This window comes from Pseudomonas sp. (assembly GCF_049590575.1).
GTDB lineage: Bacteria > Pseudomonadota > Gammaproteobacteria > Pseudomonadales > Pseudomonadaceae > Aquipseudomonas.
This window is the reverse complement of record NZ_JBAWDE010000120.1, coordinates 19,785-44,173: the sequence shown is the minus strand read 5'-3', so window position 1 is coordinate 44,173 and position 24,389 is coordinate 19,785. Positions and strand designations below refer to the sequence as shown.

The 24,389-nt window shown below is 62.6% G+C and carries 28 protein-coding genes; 15 read left to right on the top strand and 13 right to left on the bottom strand.

Annotated features, from left to right (window positions below):
• On the bottom strand, positions 1-492 hold a 492-nt coding region (locus tag WBR57_RS09845), incomplete at its 3' end, for a thiamine pyrophosphate-binding protein (RefSeq protein WP_424083659.1).
• 110 nt (positions 493-602) lie between these two features.
• On the opposite strand from WBR57_RS09845, the gene WBR57_RS09840 reads away from it, so the two are divergent.
• Positions 603-1,475, top strand: a complete 873-nt coding sequence (locus WBR57_RS09840) for a LysR substrate-binding domain-containing protein (protein ID WP_424083658.1) — start codon at positions 603-605, stop codon at positions 1,473-1,475.
• A 62-nt stretch (positions 1,476-1,537) separates the two neighbouring features.
• Here the strand turns inward: WBR57_RS09840 and WBR57_RS09835 are convergent, their stop codons facing one another.
• Both WBR57_RS09835 and WBR57_RS09830 read right to left on the bottom strand, forming a co-directional pair.
• Positions 1,538-2,152: an NAD(P)-dependent oxidoreductase gene (locus WBR57_RS09835; protein ID WP_424083657.1), complete on the bottom strand. Its 615-nt coding sequence runs from the start codon at positions 2,150-2,152 to the stop codon at positions 1,538-1,540.
• Positions 2,153-2,186: 34 nt separating this feature from the next.
• A complete protein-coding gene (locus WBR57_RS09830; RefSeq protein ID WP_424083656.1) occupies positions 2,187-3,053 on the bottom strand; it encodes an MBL fold metallo-hydrolase in 867 nt (288 codons plus the stop codon).
• A gap of 106 nt (positions 3,054-3,159) precedes the next feature.
• Here WBR57_RS09830 and WBR57_RS09825 point away from each other — a divergent pair, with 106 nt between their 5' ends.
• Both WBR57_RS09825 and WBR57_RS09820 read left to right on the top strand, forming a co-directional pair.
• Complete coding sequence (locus tag WBR57_RS09825) at positions 3,160-4,065, top strand: LysR family transcriptional regulator (protein ID WP_424083655.1); 906 nt, start codon at positions 3,160-3,162, stop codon at positions 4,063-4,065.
• A gap of 100 nt (positions 4,066-4,165) precedes the next feature.
• Positions 4,166-4,342, top strand: coding sequence for a hypothetical protein (locus WBR57_RS09820; protein ID WP_424083654.1), 177 nt, complete (start codon positions 4,166-4,168; stop codon positions 4,340-4,342).
• Here the strand turns inward: WBR57_RS09820 and WBR57_RS09815 are convergent.
• Positions 4,335-5,216: a helix-turn-helix domain-containing protein gene (locus WBR57_RS09815; protein WP_424083653.1), complete on the bottom strand. Its 882-nt coding sequence runs from the start codon at positions 5,214-5,216 to the stop codon at positions 4,335-4,337. The two genes, WBR57_RS09820 and WBR57_RS09815, sit on opposite strands and share 8 nt — an antisense overlap.
• A gap of 189 nt (positions 5,217-5,405) precedes the next feature.
• On the opposite strand from WBR57_RS09815, the gene pobA reads away from it, so the two are divergent.
• Both pobA and WBR57_RS09805 read left to right on the top strand, forming a co-directional pair.
• On the top strand, positions 5,406-6,590 hold the full coding sequence (gene pobA, locus WBR57_RS09810) for a 4-hydroxybenzoate 3-monooxygenase (RefSeq protein WP_424083660.1): 1,185 nt from the start codon (positions 5,406-5,408) through the stop codon (positions 6,588-6,590).
• Between the two features lie 65 nt (positions 6,591-6,655).
• Positions 6,656-8,173, top strand: a complete 1,518-nt coding sequence (locus WBR57_RS09805; protein ID WP_424083652.1) for an MDR family MFS transporter — start codon at positions 6,656-6,658, stop codon at positions 8,171-8,173.
• A gap of 135 nt (positions 8,174-8,308) precedes the next feature.
• Here the strand turns inward: WBR57_RS09805 and WBR57_RS09800 are convergent, their stop codons facing one another.
• The gene (locus tag WBR57_RS09800) at positions 8,309-9,148 is read right to left on the bottom strand and encodes a cache domain-containing protein (RefSeq protein ID WP_424083651.1); all 840 of its coding nucleotides are present in this window, start codon (positions 9,146-9,148) and stop codon (positions 8,309-8,311) included.
• Between the two features lie 51 nt (positions 9,149-9,199).
• Positions 9,200-9,973 carry a transporter substrate-binding domain-containing protein gene (locus tag WBR57_RS09795; protein WP_424083650.1) on the bottom strand — a complete coding sequence of 258 codons (774 nt, stop codon included), beginning with the start codon at positions 9,971-9,973 and terminating at the stop codon, positions 9,200-9,202.
• A 366-nt stretch (positions 9,974-10,339) separates the two neighbouring features.
• On the opposite strand from WBR57_RS09795, the gene WBR57_RS09790 reads away from it, so the two are divergent.
• From WBR57_RS09790 to WBR57_RS09770, 5 genes are all read left to right on the top strand, one after another.
• Complete coding sequence (locus WBR57_RS09790) at positions 10,340-11,710, top strand: glutamine synthetase family protein (protein ID WP_424083649.1); 1,371 nt, start codon at positions 10,340-10,342, stop codon at positions 11,708-11,710.
• A gap of 150 nt (positions 11,711-11,860) precedes the next feature.
• On the top strand, positions 11,861-12,460 hold the full coding sequence (locus WBR57_RS09785) for a class I SAM-dependent methyltransferase (protein WP_424083648.1): 600 nt from the start codon (positions 11,861-11,863) through the stop codon (positions 12,458-12,460).
• 121 nt (positions 12,461-12,581) lie between these two features.
• Complete coding sequence (gene rnd / locus WBR57_RS09780) at positions 12,582-13,715, top strand: ribonuclease D (RefSeq protein WP_424083647.1); 1,134 nt, start codon at positions 12,582-12,584, stop codon at positions 13,713-13,715.
• On the top strand, positions 13,712-14,005 hold the full coding sequence (locus WBR57_RS09775) for a YcgL domain-containing protein (protein WP_056857316.1): 294 nt from the start codon (positions 13,712-13,714) through the stop codon (positions 14,003-14,005). Before rnd ends, WBR57_RS09775 begins: the two co-directional genes overlap by 4 nt.
• 107 nt (positions 14,006-14,112) lie before the next feature.
• On the top strand, positions 14,113-15,045 hold the full coding sequence (locus WBR57_RS09770; RefSeq protein ID WP_424083646.1) for a D-2-hydroxyacid dehydrogenase: 933 nt from the start codon (positions 14,113-14,115) through the stop codon (positions 15,043-15,045).
• A gap of 63 nt (positions 15,046-15,108) precedes the next feature.
• On the opposite strand, the gene WBR57_RS09765 is transcribed toward WBR57_RS09770, so the two are convergent.
• Positions 15,109-15,693 carry a nitroreductase family protein gene (locus tag WBR57_RS09765; protein WP_424083645.1) on the bottom strand — a complete coding sequence of 195 codons (585 nt, stop codon included), beginning with the start codon at positions 15,691-15,693 and terminating at the stop codon, positions 15,109-15,111.
• 153 nt (positions 15,694-15,846) lie between these two features.
• On the opposite strand from WBR57_RS09765, the gene WBR57_RS09760 reads away from it, so the two are divergent.
• A complete protein-coding gene (locus tag WBR57_RS09760) occupies positions 15,847-16,296 on the top strand; it encodes a YcgN family cysteine cluster protein (protein WP_424083644.1) in 450 nt (149 codons plus the stop codon).
• A 12-nt stretch (positions 16,297-16,308) separates the two neighbouring features.
• A complete protein-coding gene (locus WBR57_RS09755) occupies positions 16,309-17,529 on the top strand; it encodes a hypothetical protein (RefSeq protein WP_424083643.1) in 1,221 nt (406 codons plus the stop codon).
• An 82-nt stretch (positions 17,530-17,611) separates the two neighbouring features.
• Here the strand turns inward: WBR57_RS09755 and WBR57_RS09750 are convergent, their stop codons facing one another.
• The 3 genes from WBR57_RS09750 to WBR57_RS09740 form a co-directional block, all read right to left on the bottom strand.
• The gene (locus WBR57_RS09750) at positions 17,612-17,962 is read right to left on the bottom strand and encodes a YgaP family membrane protein (protein WP_424083642.1); all 351 of its coding nucleotides are present in this window, start codon (positions 17,960-17,962) and stop codon (positions 17,612-17,614) included.
• 67 nt (positions 17,963-18,029) lie between these two features.
• On the bottom strand, positions 18,030-18,497 hold the full coding sequence (locus WBR57_RS09745; protein WP_003189607.1) for an RNA methyltransferase: 468 nt from the start codon (positions 18,495-18,497) through the stop codon (positions 18,030-18,032).
• Positions 18,498-18,673: 176 nt separating this feature from the next.
• On the bottom strand, positions 18,674-19,048 hold the full coding sequence (locus WBR57_RS09740) for a YajD family HNH nuclease (protein WP_003210675.1): 375 nt from the start codon (positions 19,046-19,048) through the stop codon (positions 18,674-18,676).
• 153 nt (positions 19,049-19,201) lie between these two features.
• On the opposite strand from WBR57_RS09740, the gene WBR57_RS09735 reads away from it, so the two are divergent.
• The gene (locus tag WBR57_RS09735) at positions 19,202-20,122 is read left to right on the top strand and encodes a ParB/Srx family N-terminal domain-containing protein (protein ID WP_424083641.1); all 921 of its coding nucleotides are present in this window, start codon (positions 19,202-19,204) and stop codon (positions 20,120-20,122) included.
• Between the two features lie 69 nt (positions 20,123-20,191).
• Here WBR57_RS09735 and WBR57_RS09730 read toward each other — a convergent pair whose 3' ends face one another.
• Complete coding sequence (locus WBR57_RS09730) at positions 20,192-20,878, bottom strand: spermidine synthase (protein ID WP_122542824.1); 687 nt, start codon at positions 20,876-20,878, stop codon at positions 20,192-20,194.
• 78 nt (positions 20,879-20,956) lie between these two features.
• Here WBR57_RS09730 and WBR57_RS09725 point away from each other — a divergent pair, with 78 nt between their 5' ends.
• Positions 20,957-21,235, top strand: coding sequence for a hypothetical protein (locus WBR57_RS09725; protein ID WP_424083640.1), 279 nt, complete (start codon positions 20,957-20,959; stop codon positions 21,233-21,235).
• Here the strand turns inward: WBR57_RS09725 and WBR57_RS09720 are convergent.
• Both WBR57_RS09720 and WBR57_RS09715 read right to left on the bottom strand, forming a co-directional pair.
• On the bottom strand, positions 21,232-21,705 hold the full coding sequence (locus WBR57_RS09720) for a cyclic nucleotide-binding domain-containing protein (RefSeq protein WP_424083639.1): 474 nt from the start codon (positions 21,703-21,705) through the stop codon (positions 21,232-21,234). The two genes, WBR57_RS09725 and WBR57_RS09720, sit on opposite strands and share 4 nt — an antisense overlap.
• A 68-nt stretch (positions 21,706-21,773) precedes the next feature.
• Positions 21,774-23,828, bottom strand: a complete 2,055-nt coding sequence (locus WBR57_RS09715) for a S9 family peptidase (protein WP_424083638.1) — start codon at positions 23,826-23,828, stop codon at positions 21,774-21,776.
• A 24-nt stretch (positions 23,829-23,852) separates the two neighbouring features.
• Here WBR57_RS09715 and WBR57_RS09710 point away from each other — a divergent pair, with 24 nt between their 5' ends.
• Positions 23,853-24,389 (top strand): MFS transporter, encoded by a 537-nt coding sequence (locus WBR57_RS09710; RefSeq protein WP_424083637.1) that lies wholly within the window; start codon positions 23,853-23,855, stop codon positions 24,387-24,389.

Sequence of the window (24,389 nt, the reverse complement as noted above, 5' to 3'; positions counted from 1 at the left end):
ATCCAACGGGATTTCGATATGCACCGGGCGCGGCCGCCCCGCCTGGAACAGCGCAAACGCCCGCGCCAACACACCCGGCAACTCCGCTGCCGACATCAGTGTGTGCGAGAACGCCGCCACACCGGCGATCATCGCGCCCTGGTTCGGCAGCTCGTGCAGCTTGCCGCGCCCGCCGCCCAATTGGCTGCGCGATTGCACGCTGGAAATCACCAGCATCGGGATCGAGTCGGCATACGCCTGGCCCATGGCTGTGGTGATATTGGTCATGCCCGGCCCGGTGATGATAAAGCACACGCCCGGCTTGCCGCTGGTACGTGCATAGCCGTCGGCCATGAAGCCGGCGCCCTGTTCGTGGCGCGGGGTCACGTGGCGGATGCTCGAGCGGGCCAGGCCGCGATACAGCTCCACGGTGTGCACGCCGGGGATGCCGAACACCTGGTCGACGCCGTAGCGTTCCAGGAGGTTGACCAATACTTCGCCGCAGGTCGCCATACATGTCGCTCTTGTTATGGATTCGAGGCGGTATTGGAGCGGCTGGCCGGTAGCGGCAACAATCGATAAAAAGTCATACTAGCCATGTCTCCACGTCATGGCTCAACCCGATGAAGCGCCTTCCGCCACTGCCTGCCTTGCACACGTTTTGGGTCACGGCCCAGTGCTGCAATTTCACCCGCGCCGCCGAGCGCCTGCACATCACCCAGGGCGCGGTGAGCCGGCAGATCGCCGGGCTCGAAAGCCACTTGGGCTACGCGTTGTTCCAGCGCCAGGCGCGCGGCCTGAGCCTGACCGAGGAGGGCCGCGAATGGTCGCTGCGTGCCCAGCAGGTGTTTGGCCTGCTGGGTGAGGCCGTGGAGCAGATCGGCAGCCGTCGCGAAACCCTGCAACTCAAGGCCTCGACCTGTGTGATGCGTTGGTTGCTGCCGCGTTTGATGCAGTGGCAGAAGGAGCGCCCGGACGTGCCGGTGGAGCTCACCACCACCGTGGCCTACACCGTGGACTTTCGCCGCGAGCGATTCGACGCGGCGGTGATTTATGCACCGATCGCCGAGCAATCGACCGAGGCGCGGCATCTGTTCGATGAACAACTCACACCGGTTTGCGCCCCCGCGTTGCTCGGCGCCTTGCGCGAGCCTGCGGACCTGCAGCAACAGGTGTTGCTGCACCCCACGCGCGACGAGCGCGATTGGGCGTTGTGGCTGAAGGCGGCGAATACGCGTTTGAGCAACCTGGCCCAGGGGCACCATTTTGAAACCCTGGATTTGGCGATGACGGTAGCGTCCCAGGGTTCAGGCGTGGCGATTGGCGACAGTGCGTTGATTGGCGAGGACCTGAAGGCCGGACGCCTGGCCACGCCGTTTGAACTGCGGGTGCCGACGGGGATGGGGTATCACCTGGTGTATCCGCCTGGGTCGCAGCCGTCTGTGGGGCTGCTGGCCTTGATGAACTGGCTGGTCAGCCAGGCACAACAGCCTTAACACCGAATTTCAAAATGTGGGAGGGGGGCAAGTCGAATCGTCGCACCGCCCCTCCCACAGGGTCAGTAGCCCACGGTGAAACGCTGGCGCGAATGCTTGGGTGTTTCCACCTCGTCAATCAAGGCGATGGCGTAGTCGGCAAAGCTGATCCAGCTGCGGCCTTCACTGCTCACCAGCAGCTCATCCTGGCCCAGACGGAATGTACCGGTGCGCTCGGTTTCAACGAACTCTGCCGAGGGTGACAAGAAGGTCCAATCCAGTGCCTTCTCCTGGCGCAGCACGTCGAGGAATGCCGCCCCGGCGCTGGCTTCGGCCTTGTACTCAGCCGGGAAGCCTGCGCTGTCGATCACTCGACTGCCGTCCGGCAGCAGCAGCGAACCCGCACCGCCCACCACCAGCAGGCGTTTCACCCCGGCCTGTTTCACCGGGCCGATCACGGCGGCGGCGGGCAGGGTGGCAAAGTGCGCGGCACTGATCACCACATCGCTGCCGCTGACCGCCTGTTGCAGTTCGTCAGCGTTCAAGGCATCGGCCTGTTTGACGGTGACGCCCGGCTTCGGATCAATTGATTCAACATTGCGCGCAATCGCCACAACGCTGTGCCCACGACGCAGTGCTTCTTCCAGCAGTTGGCTACCGGCACGGCCGGTGGCGCCAATGATTGCGATCTTGCTCATGATGTTCTCCAGTCAGTCAGGGTTTGAAACCAATTCACCACTTCATTTCGCCCTTGGCGACTTTGGCGCTGAGTTCCAGCGAGCTTTCGTCGGCGAGGGTGGGGTAGCGCTTTTTCATTGCTGCGATCAGGGCCGCGGAGTCCTTGGCCTTGGCGGTTTCATCGTCAAAGGCCTGGATGTAGTCGGCGGTAAAGGTCACGGATTCAAGTGTAGGTGTGCCCAGGTAGTGGCCCGGAACCACCGTGCGCGGGTTCAGCTGTTCGATACGGTGCAGGGTTTCGAGCCAGTTTTTATGCGATTGGGCGCTCTGGGTGTCAGCCATCCACAGGTGAATATTCTCTGCGACCACCACGCCACCCACCACGGCCTTGATCGACGGGATCCACACAAAACTGCGATCCGGTTGCGGGCCGTCCAGGCCGATCACTTCCAGCGGCTGGCCTTCAAGGGTCAGGCTGTGGCCTTCGAGCACCTGCGGCACGATGGTTTTGGCGGGTTTGTCGGCGCCCATTTTCGGGCCCCAGAACGCCAGCTTGCCGGCCACGGTGGCCTTGATATGGTCGACCACCGGTTGCGGGGCCAGCACCTTGGCATCGGGGAAGGCGGCGGTCAGGGTGTCCAGGCCGAAGTAGTAATCCGGGTCGCCGTGGCTGATATAGATGGTGGTCAGGTGCTTGCCGCTGGCGCGGATTCTCTGCACCAGTTGCTCGGCCTGGCTTTTGCCGAACTGCGCGTCCACCAGGATCGCGTCCTTGGCGCCGCTGACCAGCACCGAGCTGACCGGGAAGATCGCCGCTTCGCCTGGGTTGTACACGTCCAGGGTCAGCTCAGCGGCGGCCGCGTGGGCAGCGAAGGCCAGCGCGGCGGTGGCCAGGCTCAAGCGCTTGAAAGTCGAGAACATCGGGGCAGCTCCTGCCATCGGTATGGGATGTGCAGAGCTTAGTTGCACTAAACGAGACTAAAAATGCGATGCTGGGACATAGTTTGTTTCTAAAAGCGTGCAAATCATGGATCGTCTTCAAGCAATGCGTGTGTTTGTTACTGTGGTGGATCTCGGCAGCCAGTCCGCCGCCGCCGACCATCTGGACCTTTCGCGCCCGGTAGTGTCGCGTTACCTCGCCGAGCTGGAAGACTGGGTCGGCGCGCGCCTGCTGCACCGCACCACGCGCAAGCTCAGCCTGACCGCCGCCGGCGCAGAAACCCTGCCACGCTGCCGTCAATTACTCGACCTGAGCGCCGACATGCAGGCCGCCGTCAGCGAGCCGGATGACGCGCCCCGTGGCCTGCTGCGCCTGAGCGTCAGCACCTCGTTCGGCCAGGCGCAACTGGCCGATGCGATTGCCGAGTACGTGCGGCGCTACCCGCTGGTCACCGTCGACCTGCAGATGCTCGACCGCACCGTGAACCTGGTGGACGAGCGCATCGACCTGGCGATTCGTACCAGCAATGACCTGGACCCCAACCTGATTGCCCGGCGCCTGACGGTCTGCCGTTCTGTGGTGTGCGCCACGCCGGCTTATCTGCTCGAGCATCCGGCGCCGCAGAAAGTCGAGGACCTGGCCCGGCACAATTGCCTGACCCACTCTTATTTCGGCAAAAGCCTGTGGCATTTCGAAGAGCACGGCGAGCACGTCTCGGTGCCCATCACCGGCAACATCACCTCCAACGAGGCGAGTACCTTGCTGCGCGTGACGCTGGCCGGCGCCGGGGTGTCGATGCTGCCCAGTTACCAGGCCGGCGACTACATACGCCGTGGCGAACTGGTGCGCCTGCTGCCCAGTGCCGAACCCCGGCAGATGCACATCTACGCGGTGTACGCCTCGCGCAAACACATGCCGGCGGCGCTGCGCAGCCTGCTGGATTTTCTGGTGGTGAGGTTCCCGGAGGAGCCGGCGTGGGATATCGGTCTCTGAGCCGACATAAACGTGTTGAATGTCGCCCGATAATGGCAACTCGCCGTGGCTGGCCTATGCTTTAAACAGCACCGAGTAGATCCGCTCAGAGGTCTGTGCCATGCCACTAAAAATCAGAAAGTACCTGATGATTTTCATGCTTGCCGCCCTGGCCACCGCGCTTTACGGCACCGCCGCCTACCGGGTTGAACAGACCCGCATGCAGCCGACCTTCGCGATCAGCTGCCATCAGGACCAATGCGTGCCCCATACCGGCAGTTTCAGCGCGCTCAGGTAACCGGCTGTTCGGCCTTGAGTTGCTCGCGAAACGCCTTGGGTGAGAACCCGACCCGTCGGCGAAACAGCCGAGAAAAGTTGGTCGGGTCGGAAAAGCCCAACACCTCCGACATTTCATTGATGGTCATGCTGGTGTAAGTCAGCAGGCGCTTGGCTTCCAGCAATTGGCGGTCATGCATGATCTGCAGCGCAGGCTGCCCACCCAATTCCCGACACGTGCCATTGAGGTGTGAGACCGAGATCCCCAGCTTGTGGGCCAAGTCCTCGATCTTTGGGTGTTCGCGGTAATGTTGCTCGACCAGCTGGGTGAAGCGTCGGAAATACTCCCGCCCCCTGGGCGCGCGCGTGTGACGACGCTGGATGGCCTGGCGGCTGATCCACACCAGCAACACACTGACCAGGGCATGCATCAGCATGTCCCGGGCCGGTTGCTCATCGGCATATTCTTCCTGCAGGCGGGTGAACAGGCTGTTGAGGCAGTCGCTGTCCTTGCCCGCCGGGTAGCTGCCCAGTATCTGCAAGCCCTCAGCCGAGGCACCGGCCAATTGCGTCTGCAAATGGCTGACCAGCGGCGCCGCCAGGGTCACGATGTAACCTTCCACATCTTCCGCAAACCGGAATCCATGCACGCACAGCGGCGGCAATACCTGCAGCGTTGCTTCGCTGAGGGTGGTGCGCCGGCCTTCGATTTCCAACTGAGCCTGGCCTTTGTGCACATACAGCAATTGGCACAGATCCGCGTGCCGGTGGGGCTGGATTTCCCACTGGTACTCCCGACTGCGGCGGGAAATGGTTTCGCAGTGCAACAAATCGGGCGTCGGCCATTGCTGGCGTTCCCCGTAAAGCTTGAAGACCGGAATCGCGGTATTGGTCATGGTTTCAATCCGATACTCAGAAGAGTGGTGCGGTAATCGCCCCGATTGGCAAAAAGCGCAGGCTTTGTCTCAGTTTTCACCTTCTTATGCCGGCCACTCAAGTGAAAAATGTCAGCAACAATTCCAATGACAACTCTTTCACTCGATCCGTTCGGGTGGAACTTGCGGGCCATAACAATAATGAAAACCCTGAAAACCCAAGTCGCGATTATCGGCGCCGGGCCGTCCGGTCTGTTGCTCGGCCAGTTGCTGCACAACGCCGGCATCCACACCCTGATTCTAGAGCGCCAGACCGCCGATTACGTGCAAGGCCGCATCCGTGCCGGAGTGCTGGAGCAGGGCATGGTCGACCTGCTGCGCCAGGCTGGCGTCAGTCAACGCATGGACAGTGAAGGGCTGGTGCATCACGGCTTCGAGCTGGCATTGAATGGTCAGCTCACGCATATCGACCTCAAGGCGCTGACCGGTGGCCAGTCGGTGATGATCTACGGCCAGACCGAAGTCACCCGCGACCTGATGGCCGCCCGCGTCGCTGCCGGCGCCACCACCCTCTACGAAGCGCACAACGTGCAGCCGCACGACCTGAAAACTGATCAGCCCTGGCTGACCTTCGAACACCAGGGCGAGGCCTTTCGCCTGGAGTGTGACTACATCGCCGGCTGCGATGGTTTCCACGGCGTGGCGCGCCAGTCGATCCCGGCTGAATCACTGCAAGTCTTCGAGCGCGTCTACCCGTTCGGTTGGCTGGGCGTTCTGGCCGACACACCGCCAGTGCACCCTGAGCTGGTGTACGCCAAGCACCCGCGCGGCTTTGCCCTGTGCAGCATGCGATCGCCGACGCGCAGCCGTTATTACCTGCAAGTGCCGCTCGAAGAGCCGCTGGATGAGTGGCCGGACGCACGCTTCTGGGACGAGCTGAAAACCCGCCTGCCCAGCCAGCTTGCCGAGCAGTTGGTGACCGGCCCGTCCATCGAGAAAAGCATCGCGCCCCTGCGCAGCTTTGTGGTGGAACCGATGCAGTACGGGCGCCTGTTCCTGCTCGGCGATGCGGCGCATATCGTGCCGCCCACCGGGGCCAAGGGTTTGAACCTGGCGGCGAGTGATGTGAGCACGCTGTTCAGGATTTTGCTCAAGGTGTACCGCGAGGGGCGGGTGGACTTGCTGGAACGCTACTCGGCAATCTGCTTGCGGCGCGTGTGGAAGGCCGAGCGATTCTCGTGGTGGATGACTTCGATGCTGCACCCGTTTCCCGAGGCGGATGGGTTCAGCCAGCGGATTGCCGAGAGTGAGCTGGCGTATTTCATCGGTTCCCAGGCGGGGCGCCAGACCATCGCAGAAAATTACGTCGGGCTTCCTTACGAGGCTATCGAATAGCCTGCTATCGTATCGGGCATTCCCGCGGGCGACCTTATCCGTGGGCCCTGCTCGAAGGTTCTGCCGTGACTCAGCTCAATCAACCCGCCCCGCCTGTCCCTGCCGTGCGTAGTATTCTCGCCGCGTTGATGATGGCGATTTTCCTTGGCGCCCTCGACCAGACCATCGTCGCTGTGTCGATGCCGGCGATTTCCGCGCAGTTCCACGACGTCAACCTGCTGGCCTGGGTGATCTCCGGCTACATGGTGGCAATGACGGTGGCGGTGCCGATCTACGGCAAGCTCGGCGACCTGTATGGGCGCCGGCCGATGATGCTGATCGGCATGGGCCTGTTCACCCTGGCATCGCTGTTCTGCGCCATGGCGCAAAGCATGGAGCAACTGGTGCTGGCGCGGGTCCTGCAGGGCATCGGCGCGGGCGGCATGATCTCGGTCAGCCAGGCGATTATCGGCGACATCATCCCGCCGCGTGAGCGCGGTCGCTACCAGGGCTATTTCAGCAGCATGTACGCGGTGGCCAGCGTGGCCGGGCCGGTACTGGGCGGTTACATGACCGAATACCTGTCGTGGCGCTGGGTGTTCCTGATCAACCTGCCGTTGGGCGCCGGCGCCTGGTACGTGGCCCATCGCACTCTGGTGGGCCTGCCGGTGCCGCAACGCAAGCCGATCATCGATTACCTCGGCACCGTGCTGATGATCATCGGCTTGACCGCCTTGCTGCTGGGCATTACCGAAATTGGCCAGGGCCACGCTTGGCGCGACGATGAAGTGCTGGGGTTGCTGGCCTGCGCGCTGGTGGCGCTGACGGTGTTTGTCTGGCATGAGCGCCGCGCACGTGAGCCGTTGTTGCCGATGCATTTGTTCGCCAACCGCAGTGCGGTGCTGTGTTGGTGCACGGTGTTTTTCACCAGCTTCCAGGCGATCTCCCTGACGGTATTGATGCCGCTGCGCTTTCAGACGGTGACCGGCGCCGGTGCTGACAGTGCGGCCTTGCACTTGCTGCCGCTGGCGATCGGGCTGCCCATCGGGGCTTATTCTGCGGGGCGCATGACCTCGGTGACCGGGCGCTATAAACCGATGATCCTCAGTGGCGCGCTGTTGAGTCCTTTCGCGATTCTTGGCATGGCGTTCAGTGCACCGCAGGACGTGATGCTGGCCGGGATGTTTATGCTGCTGTGCGGGATTGCCGGGGGGATGCAGTTTCCTACCTCCCTGGTGGGCTCGCAGAATTCGGTGGAACAGCGGGACATCGGGGTGGCGACCAGTACCACTAACCTGTTCCGTTCGTTGGGCGGGGCGGTGGGCGTGGCGTGTATGTCGGCGTTGCTGCTGGCGTTGTTGCAGGGTTCGAGTTTTGCGCATTTGGCCAGTGCCGGGCTGGGGGGGGAGGGCAGCTCCGGCAATGTGCTGCTGGACGGGCTCAACGCGGCGCCTGGGGCGGCGCAGGATGCGTTGCGCGCGGAGTTGGCGCTGACGTTCCGGCATTTGCTGATGGTCAGTGCGGCGGTGTCGTTGCTGGGGTTGGCGGCGGCGATTGCGATGCCCAACCGGGTGCTGCGCGGGCGTGAAGACAAGGCCAGCTAACTGGAAGAATACAGATCCAGATGTGGGAGGGGGCTTGCCCCCGATGAGGGCGTGTCAGTTGATGCATCGGGTGGCTGACCCACCGGTATCGGGGGCAAGCCCCCCCTCCCACATTTGGGTGCATTTCAATCCGGATCAAGGACTGTAATACCCCACCGCCACCATAAAGTGCCCAGCCTTACGCACATACGCGTGCTTGTTCTCAACCTTGTCAGTCACCGGATTTTTCCAGCGGTACTTGTACTCACCCTGGTCCTGCTCGGCCATCAGCTTCAAGATCGGCTCGCCCACCGGCTTCCCGTCAGGGTCCTTGACCTTGCTGAAGTCCGTATTGATCAGCCGCAACGTGGTGCCATGGGCCACATAACGCTGGGTATTCAGGTCCACCACAAACACATACAGATCATCCTGCAGAAACCCGCCCTGCAATGAATTGATCGCCTTGAGCGTACCCACCTCATCCTTGAGCAACGCGTTCACCGCTTTGTTACGCAGCCCCCGCGCCTGTTCCGGCGTCGCGCGCGGCAGGTAATAACCCACCGCCAGGATGCGCTCACCTACCCGCTGGAAGAACACATGCTTGTGCTCGACCTTGCCGTCGTTCCAGTTCTGCCAGCGGTAGTCGGCCTGCTGCACACCCTGGCCCTCCGGCACCTTGAGTGCCTCCTTGAATGACTGGCGCAAGTCCGGCCCGAGCACCTCGGACACATCGCGGCCGATCAGCGCGGAGGAGGGGCCGCCGCTGGCCAGCAGCACGCCCTGGGTATCGACCACAAACACGTAGCGGTCCTGGTCGATAAACTCGCCCTGGCGGCTGAACGCGGCAAACGCCTTGTCGCCGTTGCTCTGGTAATAGGCCAGGGCTTTTTCCAGCAAGGCCTTGGCCGCCTGCGCGTCCTCATCCTGAGTTGTCGCGGCGTGCACCTGGCTGAAACACAACAGCAGCAGCCAGGTGGCGCGAAGCAGTCCCTTCATGTTGCGTCCCTCATTATTATTGGATGTGCCAACAGCGTAGACGGCTGCGGCTCATGGCGCCGCCAGCCATTGATTGACGATGCCGTCGTATACACCGGTGGCGACGCTCAAGTGCAACCACTGGTCGACATAACTTTTCCACGCCACATCATCGCGGGGCAGCAGGAAGGCTTTTTCGCTGTATTGCATCTGCCGTTCCGGGTTGACCGCACACAGCCCCGGCTTGAGTTTTTGCTGGTAACGCGCTTCGCTGGCGTCGGTGATCATCACGTCAGCCTTGCCCGCCAGCAGTTCGTCGAAAATCGTCACGTTGTCATGCAGGCGGATTTGCGCCTGGCCCAGGTGGGTCCGGGCAAAGATTTCGTTGGTGCCGCCCGCCGGTTCGATCACCCGGACCTGCGGCTGGTTGATCTGCTCGACGGTCTGGTAGCGCTGCACATCCGCGCAGCGCACCAGTGGGATCTTGCCGTCGACTCCAAGGGACTGGCTGAAGAAGGCTTTTTTCTGGCGCTCCAGGGACACCGAAATCCCGCCCACCGCGATGTCGCAACGCTGCGCGAGAAAGTCCGGCATCAGGTTCTTCCAGGTGGTGGGCACCCATTGGATTTTCGCGTTGAGGCTCTTGGCCAGGGACTCGGCCATGGCGATGTCGATGCCTTCGTAGCTGCCATCGGCGCGCAGCGAGGTGTAGGGCTTGTAGTCGCCGGTGGTGCACACGGTCAGCGTGCCGCGCTGCAGCACCTGGTCGAGGCGCGACGGCGTGGGGTCGGCCAAGGCGCTGGTTGCCAGGCTTGCGAGGACGCACAGGGTTATTGTTGTTTTCATGCGATCGAGTCCTTGGGGCATGATCGGGGGCGGCCATTATTTCCAGCTGCGCGGCGCGCTGGCAAGGGCGGCGAATGTTTAGCCAAGTCGCAACCTAACTCCATCAACCCTGAATTTAACCCCCCATCCAGGCGTGTGACGCTGCTGGGCATCCCTTTGACTGTGACGTGCGTATGGACGGCTGCACCGACATTCACCTCGCAAAACTGCCTTCCGCACTGGCCTTCTGGGCCTTGTTCCACTGCCGACACGCGCGCCCACCAGATACCTTTCTCCTACGTTGATCTATCCCATGGATGACGCACCTGTGCGCATCTGCCCGGCAGCGCCTGCGCGCCTGCCTGACGCAAACGTATGAGATTTCCCATGAGTGTTTTCGCCAACCTGCACGAAGCCCAGTCTTTCCTTGAACACAACCCCGACATCGAAATGTTCGAGCTGTTTATCCTCGACAACAACGGCGTGCCGCGCGGCAAGTTGCTGCACCGCGACGAACTGTTGGCGGTGTATGAAAGCGGCCGACCGTTGCCCAGCACCATCCTCGGCCTGACCATCAATGGCGATGACGTGGAAAACTCCGGGCTGGTGTGGGAGGTCGGCGATATCGACTGCCGCGCCTACCCGGTCAGCGGCAGCTTGCAGCGCATGCCGTGGCGCCTTATCCCGACCGCCGCCGTGCAAGTCAGCATGCACCCCACCGAAGGGTTGCCTGCCACCGTGGCCGACCCCCGGCACTTGTTGGCCAAGGTCATCGACGGGCTGAAAGCCGACGGTTATTACCCGGTGATGGCGGCTGAACTGGAGTTCTATCTGATCGATCAGCAGCGCGACAGCCATGGCCGGCCGCAACCGGCGCGGGATGTGGACGGCAACCGCCCGCGCTCGACCCAGGTGTATGGCCTGCGTGAACTGGAGCAGATCGAGCCATTCCTCGCGGACTTGTACAGCGCCTGCAAGCTGCAGGGCATTCCGGCGCGCACGGCGATCTCCGAATACGCCCCGGGCCAAGTGGAAATCACCTTGGAACACCGCTCCGACGCCCTGCAGGCGATGGACGAAGCCGTGCGTTACAAGCGCCTGGTCAAGGGCGTGGCGCACAAACACGGGATGGCCGCGTGTTTTATGGCCAAGCCGTTCGATGACCTGGCGGGCACCGGCATGCACATGCACGTCAGCCTGGCCGATGCCCAGGGCAATAACCTGTTCGCCAGCGAAGCCGCCGACGGCACGCCGCTGTTGCGCCACGCGGTCGGCGGCATGCTCAGCACCTTGCTTGATTCGCTGCTGCTGTTCTGTCCCAACGCCAACTCCTATCGCCGTTTCCAGACCAACAGTTATGCGCCGCTGGCCGCCACCTGGGGCGTCGACAACCGTACCGTGAGCCTGCGCGTGCCGGGCGGCCCGGCTCATTCGCGGCACATCGAACATCGCCTCTGCGGGGCCGATGCCAACCCGTACCTGGCGGCGGCGGCGATCCTTGCTGGGATCCACCGTGGCATCCGCGAACAACGCGACCCCGGCGCCCCCGTGGAAGGCAACGGTTACGCCCAGGCCAAGCAATTGCTGCCCACCGATTGGCTGACCACCCTGCGTGCGCTGGAAGATTCGAGCTGGGCGCGGGAGGCGTTTGGCGGTGAATTTCTGGGTGTTTATTTGGCGGTGAAACGTGCCGAATATCGTCAGTTTATGGGTGAGGTGGGCGAGCAGGATTGGCGCTGGTACCTGCATCAGGCGTGATGCAGCGCAATGGGCTGTTCTGGAGTGAGCAGGCCCTTTCACCACAGATAAAAGCAACGGGCCATGGCGGCTTCGACCTTTTTTTCACGTTGCAGTGTTTAAGCTGCGAATCAAGGTCGTTTACCACCGTTTAACTCACATGAGCCCGTGATGTCGCCACAACCTCCTTCCTCGATCGAAATTGAATACGCCGAGCGTTGCGACCGCGAGCACGCCAGGGTCTGCGCGGACACACGCCCACCGGGGTTGCGTCGGCGCCTGGCGTCATGGCGCGATGAGTGGTTGGTGCGCCAGGCGCTCAAGGTTGCCGGCGAACCCGGGCTGGTGCTGGACCTGGCCTGCGGCTCGGGGCGCTTCTGGCCGGTGTTGGCCGAGCACGTCAACCGGGTGATCCTGGCCTGTGACAGCTCCCAGGACATGCTCGACCACGCGCGCACCCATCACCCGGCGTCCTTGCTCAAGCGAATCAAGACGTTTCAGGGTTCGGCATTTTCCATTGGTTTGTCGGCTAACGCAGTGGATTGCATCTTTTGCGTGGAGTTGTTTCGTCATGTGCCCAGCAGCGAAGGGCGCCTCGCCTTGCTGCGCGAGTTCCATCGGGTCAGCCGTGACACGGTGATTGTCTCGGTGCCGTCGCGCACCCCGGTGGAAGACGAATTTCGTCAGGCCGGCTTCAAGATTCTGAATCACCAGGAATTCATGCCAGGCTCCCACCTGTGGCGGGTCTACGTTCTGCGTAAGAGAGGATAACTTCCGCCTGTCGGACTATTCTTCGTCTGCTGTCTGAGTTTTCATGGTTGCCTGTGCACTCGGATGCTCGCAAGTCCCTTTCGCGATATATACTGCGCGCCATTCTTCAAGGGAGAGCCGTGTGGCCATCGATATTCACTGGATCTGCGACAACGATAGCCTCGGCCAGCATTGCGCCGAATGGCAGCAGTTGCCATTCGTCGCCCTCGACACCGAATTCATGCGGGTCGACACCTTTTATCCCATTGCCGGGCTGATCCAGATCGGCGATGGCGTGCGCGCTTACCTGATCGACCCCCTGACCATCGACAACTGGCAACCCCTGGCCGCCTTGCTGGAAAACCCGGCGGTGATCAAGGTGGTGCACGCCTGCAGTGAAGACCTGGAAGTGTTGCTGCGCCTGACCGGCAGCCTGCCGGTGCCGTTGTTCGACACCCAATTGGCCGCCGCTTACCTGAACCTCGGGTTCTCCATGGGGTATTCGCGCCTGGTGCAGGCCGTGCTGGATATCGAGCTGCCCAAGGGCGAGACCCGCTCGGACTGGCTGCAGCGGCCATTGTCCGAGACCCAGGTGAGCTACGCCGCCGAAGACGCGGTGCACCTGGCCGAGGTCTACATTCGCCTGCGCCCGCAGCTGTCGGACGACAAGTACGCCTGGGTGCTGGAAGACGGCGCCGAACTGGTGGCCAACTTGCGCCGCGAGGTCGACCCGTACGAGGTGTACCGCGACGCCAAGCTGGCGTGGAAACTCTCGCGTGCCCAGCTCGCGGTCTTGCGTGAACTGTGCGCCTGGCGCGAGCAGCAGGCGCGCGCGCGTGACCTGCCGCGCAACCGCATCATCCGCGAGCATTCGTTGTGGCCGCTGGCCAAATCCCAGCCGGATAACCTCGCCGCCCTGGGCAAGATCGAAGACATGCACCCGCGCACCGTGCGTCAGGATGGCCAGTTCTTGCTGGACCTGATCAAGCGCGCCGGCAGCGTGCCGATGGACCAATGGCCGCCTGCGGTGGCCGAGCCGCTGCCGGTGGACGCCGCCACGCTGATCAAGCAACTGCGCGCCCTGGGCCAAGCCGAAGCCGAACGCCTGGACATGGCACCGGAACTGATGCTGCGCAAGAAAACCCTCGAAGCCCTGGTTAAAAGTGGCTACCCCGACGGGCCTTATAAATTGCCAGACTCGCTGCGTGGCTGGCGCCGCGAGTTGATGGGCCAGGCGCTGCTCGACAGCCTGGCCACTGCCGGAGAACAGCCTTGAAACGTATCTGCTCGATTTATCGCAGCCTGAAAAAAGACGGCATGTACCTCTATGTGCTGAAAAGCGACGCCCTGGAGCGCGTGCCGGAGCCCTTGATGGCCGCCTTCGGCAAGGCCCATCTCGCGTTTGAAATGATACTGACCCCTGAGCGCAAGCTGTCGCGCGAAGACATCACTGTGGTCCTGGAAAACCTCGACAAGCAGGGCTACCACCTGCAGATGCCGCCGGCCGAGGACGAGTACATCGAGCACTTGCCCGAAGAGCTGCTGCGTCGCAACGACCCGATGTGATCGGTCAGTGCCCTGTTCGGGGCACATTCTTCAATGCAATTGTCTGCGTGGGCGGTGGCCGTAAGGATGCGGGCGGCCGTCTGCAGTGTTTTTGAAAGGTTTGAACCATGCGTGTTCTGATTGCTGAACAGGATCACCCCCTATACGCCCAATTGCTGAGCGAAGCGGCCCCGGACCTTGAGGTGCTGACCAGCGGCGACTCGGCCGAGCTGTCGCGCCTGGCCGCCGATTGCCCGGTATGGCTCGGCCAGCCGGACCTGTTGGCCACCTTGTTGCGCCAGGGCCACCAGCCGCAATGGCTGCAATCGACCTGGGCCGGCATCACGCCGCTGCTGGCCGAAGGCTTGCCGCGCGACTATCGCCTGACCCGTGCGGTCGGCATCTTTGGCCAGGTCATGGCCGAGTTCGTGCTCACTTATATGCTTGGCCACGAGCGCGAAGTGCTTGCGCGGCTGGTCAGCCAGGTCGAGCGCAAGTGGGACAACCGCATGGGCCAGAGCCTGGCGGGGCGCAAGGCATTGATCGTGGGGACGGGGGATATCGGGCAAAGTGTTGCCGAGTTTCTGTTGCCATTTGGCGTCAAGCTGTATGGCATCGCCAGCAGCGCCCGTGAGCAGGCGCCCTTTATCGAAGTCGCCGGGCTGGATCAACTGGGCCGCCTGGTGGGGGAGGTGGATTACGTGATCAACCTGCTGCCCAACACGCCGGAAACCCACGATGTGTACAACGCGGCGCTGTTCAAGCAATTCAAGCCGACCGGGTTGTTTATCAATGTCGGGCGCGGTGTGGCCGTGGTCGATGCCGATCTGGTCGAAGCCTTGAAAGAAGGGCACCTGGCCGGCGCGGTGATCGACGTCTGCCGCCAGGAGCCGTTGCCGCAGCGCCATCCGTTCTGGACCGCGTGGGGCCTGCTGCTGACCGGGCACAGTTCGGCGCCGACCTCGCCGTCGATGATGGTGGCGTTGTTTGTACAGAACGTGCGCGCGTATCAGGCCAAGCACGCGTTGCGCGGCGAAGTCAGCTTCGAGCGCGGTTACTGACACAACTAAGCTCAACAGGTGGCAGGGGGCTTACTCCCTCCCACCTGTTGTCCTGTATCAGGCTTACAGGCTGAAATCACCTTCAGACACCAGCTCGCTCAGCGGCTTGCGCGGGCTCGGCACTTCACGGCCTTGCAGGTATTCAGGCAGGGTCGACTTGTCGCCCAGCTTGCCCACGGCCACGGCGGCGTGCAGCGCGTAACCGTCGGGGATTTTCAGCTCTTTGCGGGTCAGTTCCTGATCGAAACCGGCCATGCCGTGGGTGTGCCAGCCGCTGATGCTGGCTTGCAGCGCCAGGTGGCCCCAGGCCGAGCCGGTGTCGAAGGTGTGCCACAGCGCCGGGGTTTCTTCGGTGGCGCCGGGGGCGATGAAATCGGTTTTCGACGCGATGATCACCAGGGCCGACGCGTGCTGCGCCCAGCCCCGGTTGAATTCATTCAGCAGGCCCAGGAAGCGTTGCCAATCCGGCGTATCACGGCGTGCGTAGAGAAAGCGCCACGGCTGCGAGTTGTAGGCCGACGGCGCCCAGCGCGCGGCTTCGAAAAAGCTCAGCAGGGTTTCCTGCGGAATGCTCTCGCCGGTGAATGCGCGGGGCGACCAGCGTTCGGTGAACTGGGTGTGGATCGGGTAATCGGCAACGCGTGTCATGGGCTATTCCTGATCGTCAATTCGGCGTTCAAAGCTACTGCGCCGCCGCTGGACTGACAAGTCTTGTAACACCGCCAGTCGCAAGCGCTTGGCCCCAAGGGTCTGTGGCACTAGACTGGCGGCCTTTTCACCGACCGATACTGATGTAGAGCCATGGCCGCCAAAGTCGAACCTTTCTGGATACGCAAAACCCTTGAACACCTCGACCAGGAGGAGTGGGAGTCGTTGTGCGACGGCTGCGGCCTGTGCTGCCTGCAAAAGCTTGAGGATGAAGACGACAGCAGCGTCTATTACACGCGCATCGCTTGCAAACTGCTCGACCTGAAGACCTGCCAGTGCACCGACTACCCCAACCGCCGCGCCTCGGTGCCCGACTGCATCCAGCTCACCCCGGGCCAGGCCGACCAGTTCAAATGGCTGCCGCCGACCTGCGGCTATCGCCTGGTCAGCGAGCGCAAGGACCTGCCGTTGTGGCACCACCTGGTCTGCGGCGACCGCGACGCCGTGCACCACGAACGCATTTCCCAGTCCGGGCGCATGCTCAGCGAAGGCAGCGTGCCCGAGGACGACTGGGAGGATTACCTGATTTTCCGCGCGGGTTAAAAAGGAGTGTGTATGAGGGTGGTAACCAAGCTGGCGGTGAGCCTGGCAGTGTTGGCGCTGAGCTCGCCGGCGTGGTGCGCGAAGAAAGTCGACCTGGATTATCACGTCAAGCTGCTGCCCCAGAGCGATCAGGCCGAGGTACGGCTGAGCCTGTCCCAGGGCTCGGCGGTGCGCAGCCTGAACTTCGACCTCGGCACGGGCGGTGACTACAGCGACTTCAAGGCCGATGGCCAGTGGAGTGTCAATGCACGCCATGGCCTGTGGCAACCCAGCGCCAGCAAAGCCAGCCTGACCTACCGGGTACGCCTGACCCATGCGCGCAAACCGGGTGTCTATGAAGCGCGGATGACGCCAGCCTGGGCACTGTTTCGCGGCGAAGACCTGGTGCCGCCCGCACGTCTCGACCAGCAGGACGGTGTCGAACTGGTCTCGCGCCTGGTGTTCGAGCTGCCGGCGGGCTGGAAAAGCATCGAAACCGCCTGGCCACGCATCGGCAAGAACAAATTTCGCATCGACAACGTCTCGCGCCTGTTCGACCGGCCGACCGGCTGGATGCTCGCCGGCAACCTCGGCAGCCGCCGCGTACGCCTGGGCGACAGTGAAGTGACAGTCGCTTCGCCCAAGGGCCAGGCCATGCGCCGCATGGACGTGCTGACCCTGCTGACCTTCGTCTGGCCGCAGGTGGAAGCGGCGTTCCCGCGCCATCCGGCCAAGCTGTTGATTGTGGGGGCCAGCGACCCGATGCGGCGTGGCGCCTTCTCGGGCCGCGACTCGATCTACCTCAACAGCCGCACGCCGCTGGTCAGCGAAAACGGCAGCAGCCCGCTGATTCGGGAAGTGGTGCAGGCGATCGGCCGTTTCAACGATCACGAGACCAGTGACTGGATCAGCGAGGGCATGGGCGAGTATTACGCCATCGAATTGCTGCGCCGCGCCGGTGGCATCACCGATGAACGGTATCAAGCGATACAGGCGCGTCTGGCGAAGGAGGGCAAGGACGTGACCACGCTGCGTGGCGAGCAGATCAGCGGCGCGACGGTGTCACGGGCAGTGGTGGTGTTGCAGGACCTGGACCGCGAGATTCGCGTGAAAACCCACAACAAACGTTCCCTGGATGACCTCGCGCAGGCTGTGATGCGAGCCAACAGCATCACCACCGCGGAGTTTGTGCAGCTGGCCGCGAGCATTATCGGTGAGTCGTCGGTGGTGCTGGACTCAAAACTGCTGCACTGATTCCAAGCCGTACACAGAGCAAAATGTGGGAGGGGGCAAGCCCCCTCCCACATTCAGATCTTCATTGGATAGGCGTTGAGCATCAGCCTGTGGTTTTCACGGTTTTTTCTGCGGCCACTTCAGCCTTGGTCTTCAAGTTTTTCAACTCGGCGCCCGCACGTTCGATCTTGGTGCGCACGCTGTTCATTTCCTGGCGCCCCTGCTCGAGTTTGTCCTTGAACGAACTGTGCCCGGTGACACCGCGCACCAGCGCCACACCGCCAATCGCCACCTGGATCAGGCCGAAAATCCCGCCACGGCGCAGGCCTTTGCCCACCATCATCACGCCGCCGGCCACCGAGCCGATGCGTTCCCAGCCGTGCACGTTCTGGGTGGGCTGGTTTTCATACGAGGTGTGTTCGATGACAGGTCGCAGGATTTTGCTGTCGCTCATGGTCCGTCTCCAATAAGGGCAAGTGTAAGTAGCTGACCTTTGGCGGGCGCAGGATGTTCCCGAAAAATCAGTACTTGGGGCCCGAACGGGTGTTGTTGCCCTTGGCCAGGCGGTCGTAGAGCACCACGTTGACCGTGGCGGCCAGGTTCATGCAGCCGGTGGTGGGGATGTACACCACGTCTTCGCACCAGTCGCGGATCTCTTTATCCAGCGAGCCGTCTTCGGGGCCGAAGATATACAGCGCGCGGTCGGGGTGGGTGTATTCGGGCAGCGGGCGGGCGCCTTCCACCAGTTCCACCGCGACCGGGATACAGCCCAGCGGCAGAATCTTTTTCAGGTCATCGATGCCGATCAGCGGAATGTCGTGGTGGACCTTCTTGGTGTCGGTGATGAAGTCCCGCGCGCGCTCGTAACGCACGCCGGTGTAGAACACCGAGGCCACGCCGTAGCAGCCGGCGGCGCGCATGACCGAACCGACGTTTTCGGGGGATTTGGGGTTATACAGACCGATGCAGCTGTAGCGTTTATTGCCCACGGGGAAGGGTGCCTTGGAGAAAAACGGCGATTATACGGCCTGTAAGCGATGGAGTGCTTGGGCTATCGCCTTCGCGAGCAAGCCCGCTCCCACATTTGTCCGCGTCTATCCTTTGGAGTGCGATCGAGTGTGGGAGCGGGCTTGCTCGCGAAGAGGCCCGGACAGTCAGTGACGATTCAGTCGTCCTTCTTCATCAGCCCCGCCAGCGCCGCAAACGGATTGTGCGTGGCCTTGGCAATCGTCGGGCTGCTGGTGGAGCCTTCGCCGAAGTATTGCTGGTCGGTGTAGCGCGAGTGTTCGTTGTCGTGGCAATACAGGCACAGCAACTCCCAGTTTGAACCGTCCTGAGGGTTGTCATCATGATTGTGGTTTCGGTGGTGTACGGTGAGTTCGCTCAAGCGTTTGCCGGCGAATTCCCGGGCACAACGGCCGCAGACATGGGGATACATCTTCAGGGCTTTGTCGCGGTAGCCCATTTCCCGGTCGCGCTGGGCATCGGCAAGGATGCGGTCCAGCTTGGCGGTGTGGGAGGGCGGGTTGGTCGAGCTCATCATGGCTCCTGGCTGTTTGGTGGGGCACGGATGAGGTTGATTCTAGCCGCTCGCGCACTAAATGACTGCTGGCTTTTTCAGCAACCGTACAGCCCCGGCACCGGCATGCGTTTGTAGTATCGATTCACTCAATTTCATAAGGATCTGAAACCTATGCGTTTACCCACATGGACAGCTGCACTTCTGCTTTGCGTACTGACGGCTCACGCCCAGGCGTTCTCCACCCCCAAGCCGGGCGAAGTGATCGAGGTTGCCCTCGACCGATTACACCCGACCCAGGCCGTGGTGGGGTTCGACCAGATTTATTACAGCCTGGGGCTGTTTGCCGACAAACCCGAGAAAATCTTCGACGAATACTGCGAGACCAATGGCCAGGGCAAAGCTGACAAGGTGCCCAAGAAAGCCGACCTGCACCGGCCCGACAGTTTCACCTGCAAAGACCCGGTAGGCACCCACCCCGAGGACATGAAAACCGTGGTGGTCGGCCTGGCGGGCCAGCTCTACCTGACCGACGGTCACCACAGTTTCACCACCTTGTGGGAAGCGCCCGGCGCCGGGCCGCAGTTGAAAATGTGGGTCAGGGTGACCGACGACTTCAGCAATAGCCCGGACCTGGCTACGTTCTGGCAGCGCATGCAGACGGCGCGCAAGGTCTGGCTCAAGGACAATCAGGGGCAAACCCTGACGCCGAACGAACTGCCGGCCCAGCTTGGCTTCAAGCACTTGCAGGACGATATGTTCCGCAGCCTGGTGTACTTCACCCGCAAGGCCGCCTATGACAAGCCGGATGATGGCGCTGTCGCACCGGAATTCCTCGAGTTCTACTGGGGTAACTGGCTGCGCACGCAGATCGATTTGAGCCAGTACAACCTGAACAAGAAGGGCGGCTACAAGGATGCGATTGAAGCGCTCGCCAAGCGCATGGTCAGCCTGGCGCCGGGTTCACAGGTCGGCGACAGCGGTTTTACTGCCCGTCAACTGGGTGGCATGACGCAACTGGACCGCGATGAGCTGGAGAAGACCTTCGATAAAAAAGTGCCGTATGTGATCGATTACCGCCAATCCCACAACTGACCCGTATGAAAATGTGGGAGGGGGTAAGCTCCCTCCCGCGTTGGCTCTGCAGTGTCCTGGGGCGCGTGCTCAGCCCTTGAGCTTCTCGGCAATCCAGATGGTATGCCGGGTGCCCTTGTTGCCATGGGCAAATACCTGCACTTCCTCGGCCTTGAACCCGGCTTTGCGCAGTTTGTCGCTGAACAGCTTGTCAGCGCTGGCCGACCATACCGCCAGCACGCCTTTAGGGCGCAGCGCCTTGGCACACGCGGCCAGGCCCCCGGCGGAGTAGAGCCAGCTGTTGGCCTTTTGCGTCAGGCCTTCGGGGCCGTTGTCGACGTCGAGCATGATCGCGTCAAACCCCTGTGGCTCGGCCTGGAGCACCTTGGCCACGTCCTCCATGCGGATCACCGTGCGCGGGTCCAGCAGCGGCCGGCCGGATTTCTCCCCCAGCGGCCCACGGTTCCACTCCACGACACCGGGCACCAATTCCGCCACCACCACTTCAGCGGCCTTGCCCAAATGCTTGAGCGCCGAGGCCAGGGTAAAGCCCATGCCCAAGCCCCCGATCAATACGCGCGAACCCGGCCGCCCGGCAACCTTGCGGCAGGGAATTTCCGCCAGCGCGTCTTCGGAGCCGTGCATGCGCGTGTTCATCAACTGGCCGCCGTCACCGCCCTGGATCTTGATGACAAAATCTTCACCGTATTCGAACAGGCACAAGGCACCGCCGTTGTCGGGGATGGGGGTGGTGTCCAGCAGAACGAAACGTTTCATGGAAATCTCATTGGGAAGGGCATTCTTGCGCGGTTGGGAGTAGCCTTGTGACATTCCGGTCAGGCCATGGAGCCATCGATGAAGTGCAGCATTCTAACGGTCATTGTGCTTGGCGCGCTCACATTGGGTGCGGCGCAGGCTCAGGAGTTGCAAACCGTACCGGTCGCGCCCGCCCCAACGCCGGGTGCACCGGGCACCCCCACGCCGACGCTGTACCCACAAGTCAGCCCGCCGGCCCAGCCCAAGACAAACGGCTCGCCACCCCTGGTGCCCATCGTGTTACCCACGCCGCCGAAGGACCAGACCGTCCCCGGCCTGCTGCAAAACGACAGCAAGCCGAAGACGCCGGGCGGTTAAAACTGCTGCGAGAGCAGTTGCCCGTCCGCCATGCGCAGGCGCTTGGACAACGCGATGGCAATCGCACGGATGATCTTGGCGGCCACCCTGGGGGCTTCGTTGAGCATCTTTTCCAGGGAGTCCTTGCCCAGGTTCAGCAACACGCAGTCGCTGGCGGCCACGCAACTGGCGGAGCGCCGCTCGCCGTCAAGCACGGCCATTTCACCGAAGGCCCGGCCGCTACGCAGGGTGGCAATGCTCAGGCGCTGGCCGTCGTGGTTGGTTTTTTGCACCGCCACCTGGCCGCTGTGGATGATGCACATAAAGGTGCCGGCATCGCCCTCGAGGAAAATCGCCTCGCCCTGGGCAATGCTGCTGATATTGAAGTAGCCCGCGGCCACATGAAAATCTTCCGGCAGCAACGGGTCGAACAGGCCGCAGTCCATCAGCATGTCGCGGATTTCGTTATTTAGCAGTGTAGGTTGGGACATGACTGATCTTGGTCCATCAAGCATTCGGGGCGGTCCTGTGTTCAGACAGGGCCGCCCTGCTAAGTTCCTTAAATCAAGCCCAATGCCTTGAACACGAACGCATATTCGAGCGCTACGTCACGTAATCCCTGGTAACGCCCGCTCATCCCGCCGTGGCCCGCGCCCAGTTCGGTCTTGAGCAGCAACAGGTTGTCGTCGGTCTTGGTATCGCGCAACTTGGCCACCCACTTGGCCGCTTCCCAGTACTGCACGCGGCTGTCGTTGTAGCCGGCGATCACCAGCGTGGCCGGATAGGCCTGGGCGCTGACGTTCTCGTACGGCGCGTAGGCCTTGATGCGTGCGTACACGTCGGGCTCTTCAGGGTTGCCCCACTCGTCGTACTCGGTGATGGTCAGCGGCAGCTCCGGGTCGAGCATGGTGTTGAGCACGTCGACAAACGGCACTTCGGCAATCGCCGCCTGGAACAACTCCGGACGCTGGTTGAGCGCCGCGCCGATCAACAGGCCACCGGCGCTGCCGCCGCTGATCGCCAGTTGCCTGGAAGTGGTCAGGCCTTGGGCGATCAGGTGTTCGGCACAGGCGATAAAGTCGCTGAAGGTATTTTGTTTGTGTGCCTGTTTGCCGTTGCGATACCAGGCCTCACCCAGCTCGCCGCCGCCGCGCACATGCGCAATCGCGAACGCCACGCCGCGGTCGAGCAGGCTCAGGCGCGCATGGGAAAACCACGGGTCGAGGCTGTGACCGTAGGCGCCGTAGCCATACAGGTAGAGCGGCGTCGGCTTGCCCAGCTGGTCGCGCTTGACCACCAGGCTGATCGGCACTTGGGTGCCATCGGCAGAGGTCGCCCACAGACGTTGGCTCACGTAGTCGTCGGCATTGAACTCGCCGAGTACCGGGGTTTCCTTGAGCACCAGCTGCGCGCCGCTGGCGAGTTCCAGCTGGCGCACCTGGGCCGGGCGGTTCAGCGCCTCGTAACGCAGGCGGATCTTGTCGCTTGGGAATTCCAGGCTGTTCTGTACGTAGAGGCTGTAGGCGGCGTCAGGCAATTCCACACGGTAGGCGGGTAAGCCTTCCGGGTGCACTTCGATCACCGGCAGGCCGCCGATGCGCAGGCTCAGGGTCATGGCGCCGGCGTTCAGGCTCACGCCGTCGAGCATCACCTCGTCGCTGTGCGGGATCAGGTTCTGCCACTCATCCTCGGTCGGCACGTCGCCAATGTCGGTCGCCACGAACAGCGCGTAGTTGATGCCGTCGCGGTTGCTGCGGATAAACCAGGTCCACGCGCCATTCAGCTGGCCGTGGTCGACATCGTACTCATGGTCCTCGACCCGTGGCGCCAGGCAGGTGAAGTCCAGGTGTGGCTGGTTGGCGTCCAGCGCCCAGATTTCGCTGGTGGTCTTGCTGCCCAGGGCCAGCAGCAGCTGGCGCTCGGAGCTGGAACGGTAGCAATGCAGGAAGAAACGTCCGTCGGGCTCGTGGAACACTTCCTGCGCCGCCGTGCCGTCCAGGCGGTAGCGGTAGAGTTTGTGCGGGCGATGGGTGTCGTCCAGCTCGCCGAAGAACAGGGTCAGGCTGTCATTGGCCCACGTCATGCTGCCGTCGCAGTTCTCGAACACCAGTTCGCTGACTTTGTCGGTGGCCAATTCCTTCACGTACAGGGTGTAAATCTCTTCACCGCTGGTGTCCAGGCTGTAGGCCAGGCGCTGGTGGTCGGGGCTGATGCTGAACGCGCCGAGGGAGAAAAAGCCGCCATTGGCCAGCACGTTCGGGTCCAGCAGCAGCTCTTCGCTGCTTTCATCCACCTGGTTGCTGTCATCGGCCGGGCGCCGGCAGCGGTAGTGGCGCGCGTATTCGTCACCGGCGGTGGTGCGCGTGTAATACAGGTACGGGCCCCAGGGGGAGGGCAGGGACAGGTCGGTTTCGAGAATGCGGCCCTTGATCTCCTCGAACAGGCTTTCGCGCAGCGCGTGCTGGTCGGCGAGCTGCGCTTCCTGCCAGGCGTTTTCGGCCTTCAGATAATCGAGGACTTCAGCCGTGTCACGCGCTTGCAGCCAGGCGTACGGGTCCGGGCCTTCGGCCTTGCGGGCAATTGGGGCGGCAGTGATGTGGGGCGATGAAGGCATGGATCACTCTCTGTCTGGCGGACGGTGGCAGGCTTTGCAGCCGCGACACGCAAAAGCCGTTATCATAGCCGCCTGTTTGCCTACCTTGCCATGGACACCATGACCGAGAACGATTATCTGACCGCTTGGGGCCTCTACGCCTTCGCCGCTTTGGGCTGCCTGTTGGTGTGGTGGCGCATGACCCGCTGGATGTGGCGTTGGTTGCGCGAGCCGCTGCAATTGCTGATGGCGGTGCTGCTGTTCAGCCCGACCATCGTTGACCCGGTCAAGACTCAATTCGCGCCGGCCGTGGCCATTACCGCGCTGGACCTGCTACTCAAGGTCGGCAATAACGCCTGGCGGGCAATCTCCGACCTGTTTATGTACACGATGATCGCGTTTGGCGTGTACATCGTGATCGTGTTGATCCGCTGGCCCATCGAACGCGCCGCCAACGCTCGCCGTGAACGCAAGGCCGCGGCTGACGCGGCGTTGGCCGCCGACCTGCGCGATGACGATGACGACGAGCCTTTCCGCCGTCCTGCACCGGTGAGCGGTATGCGGGTCGAGCCGCGCCTTTAA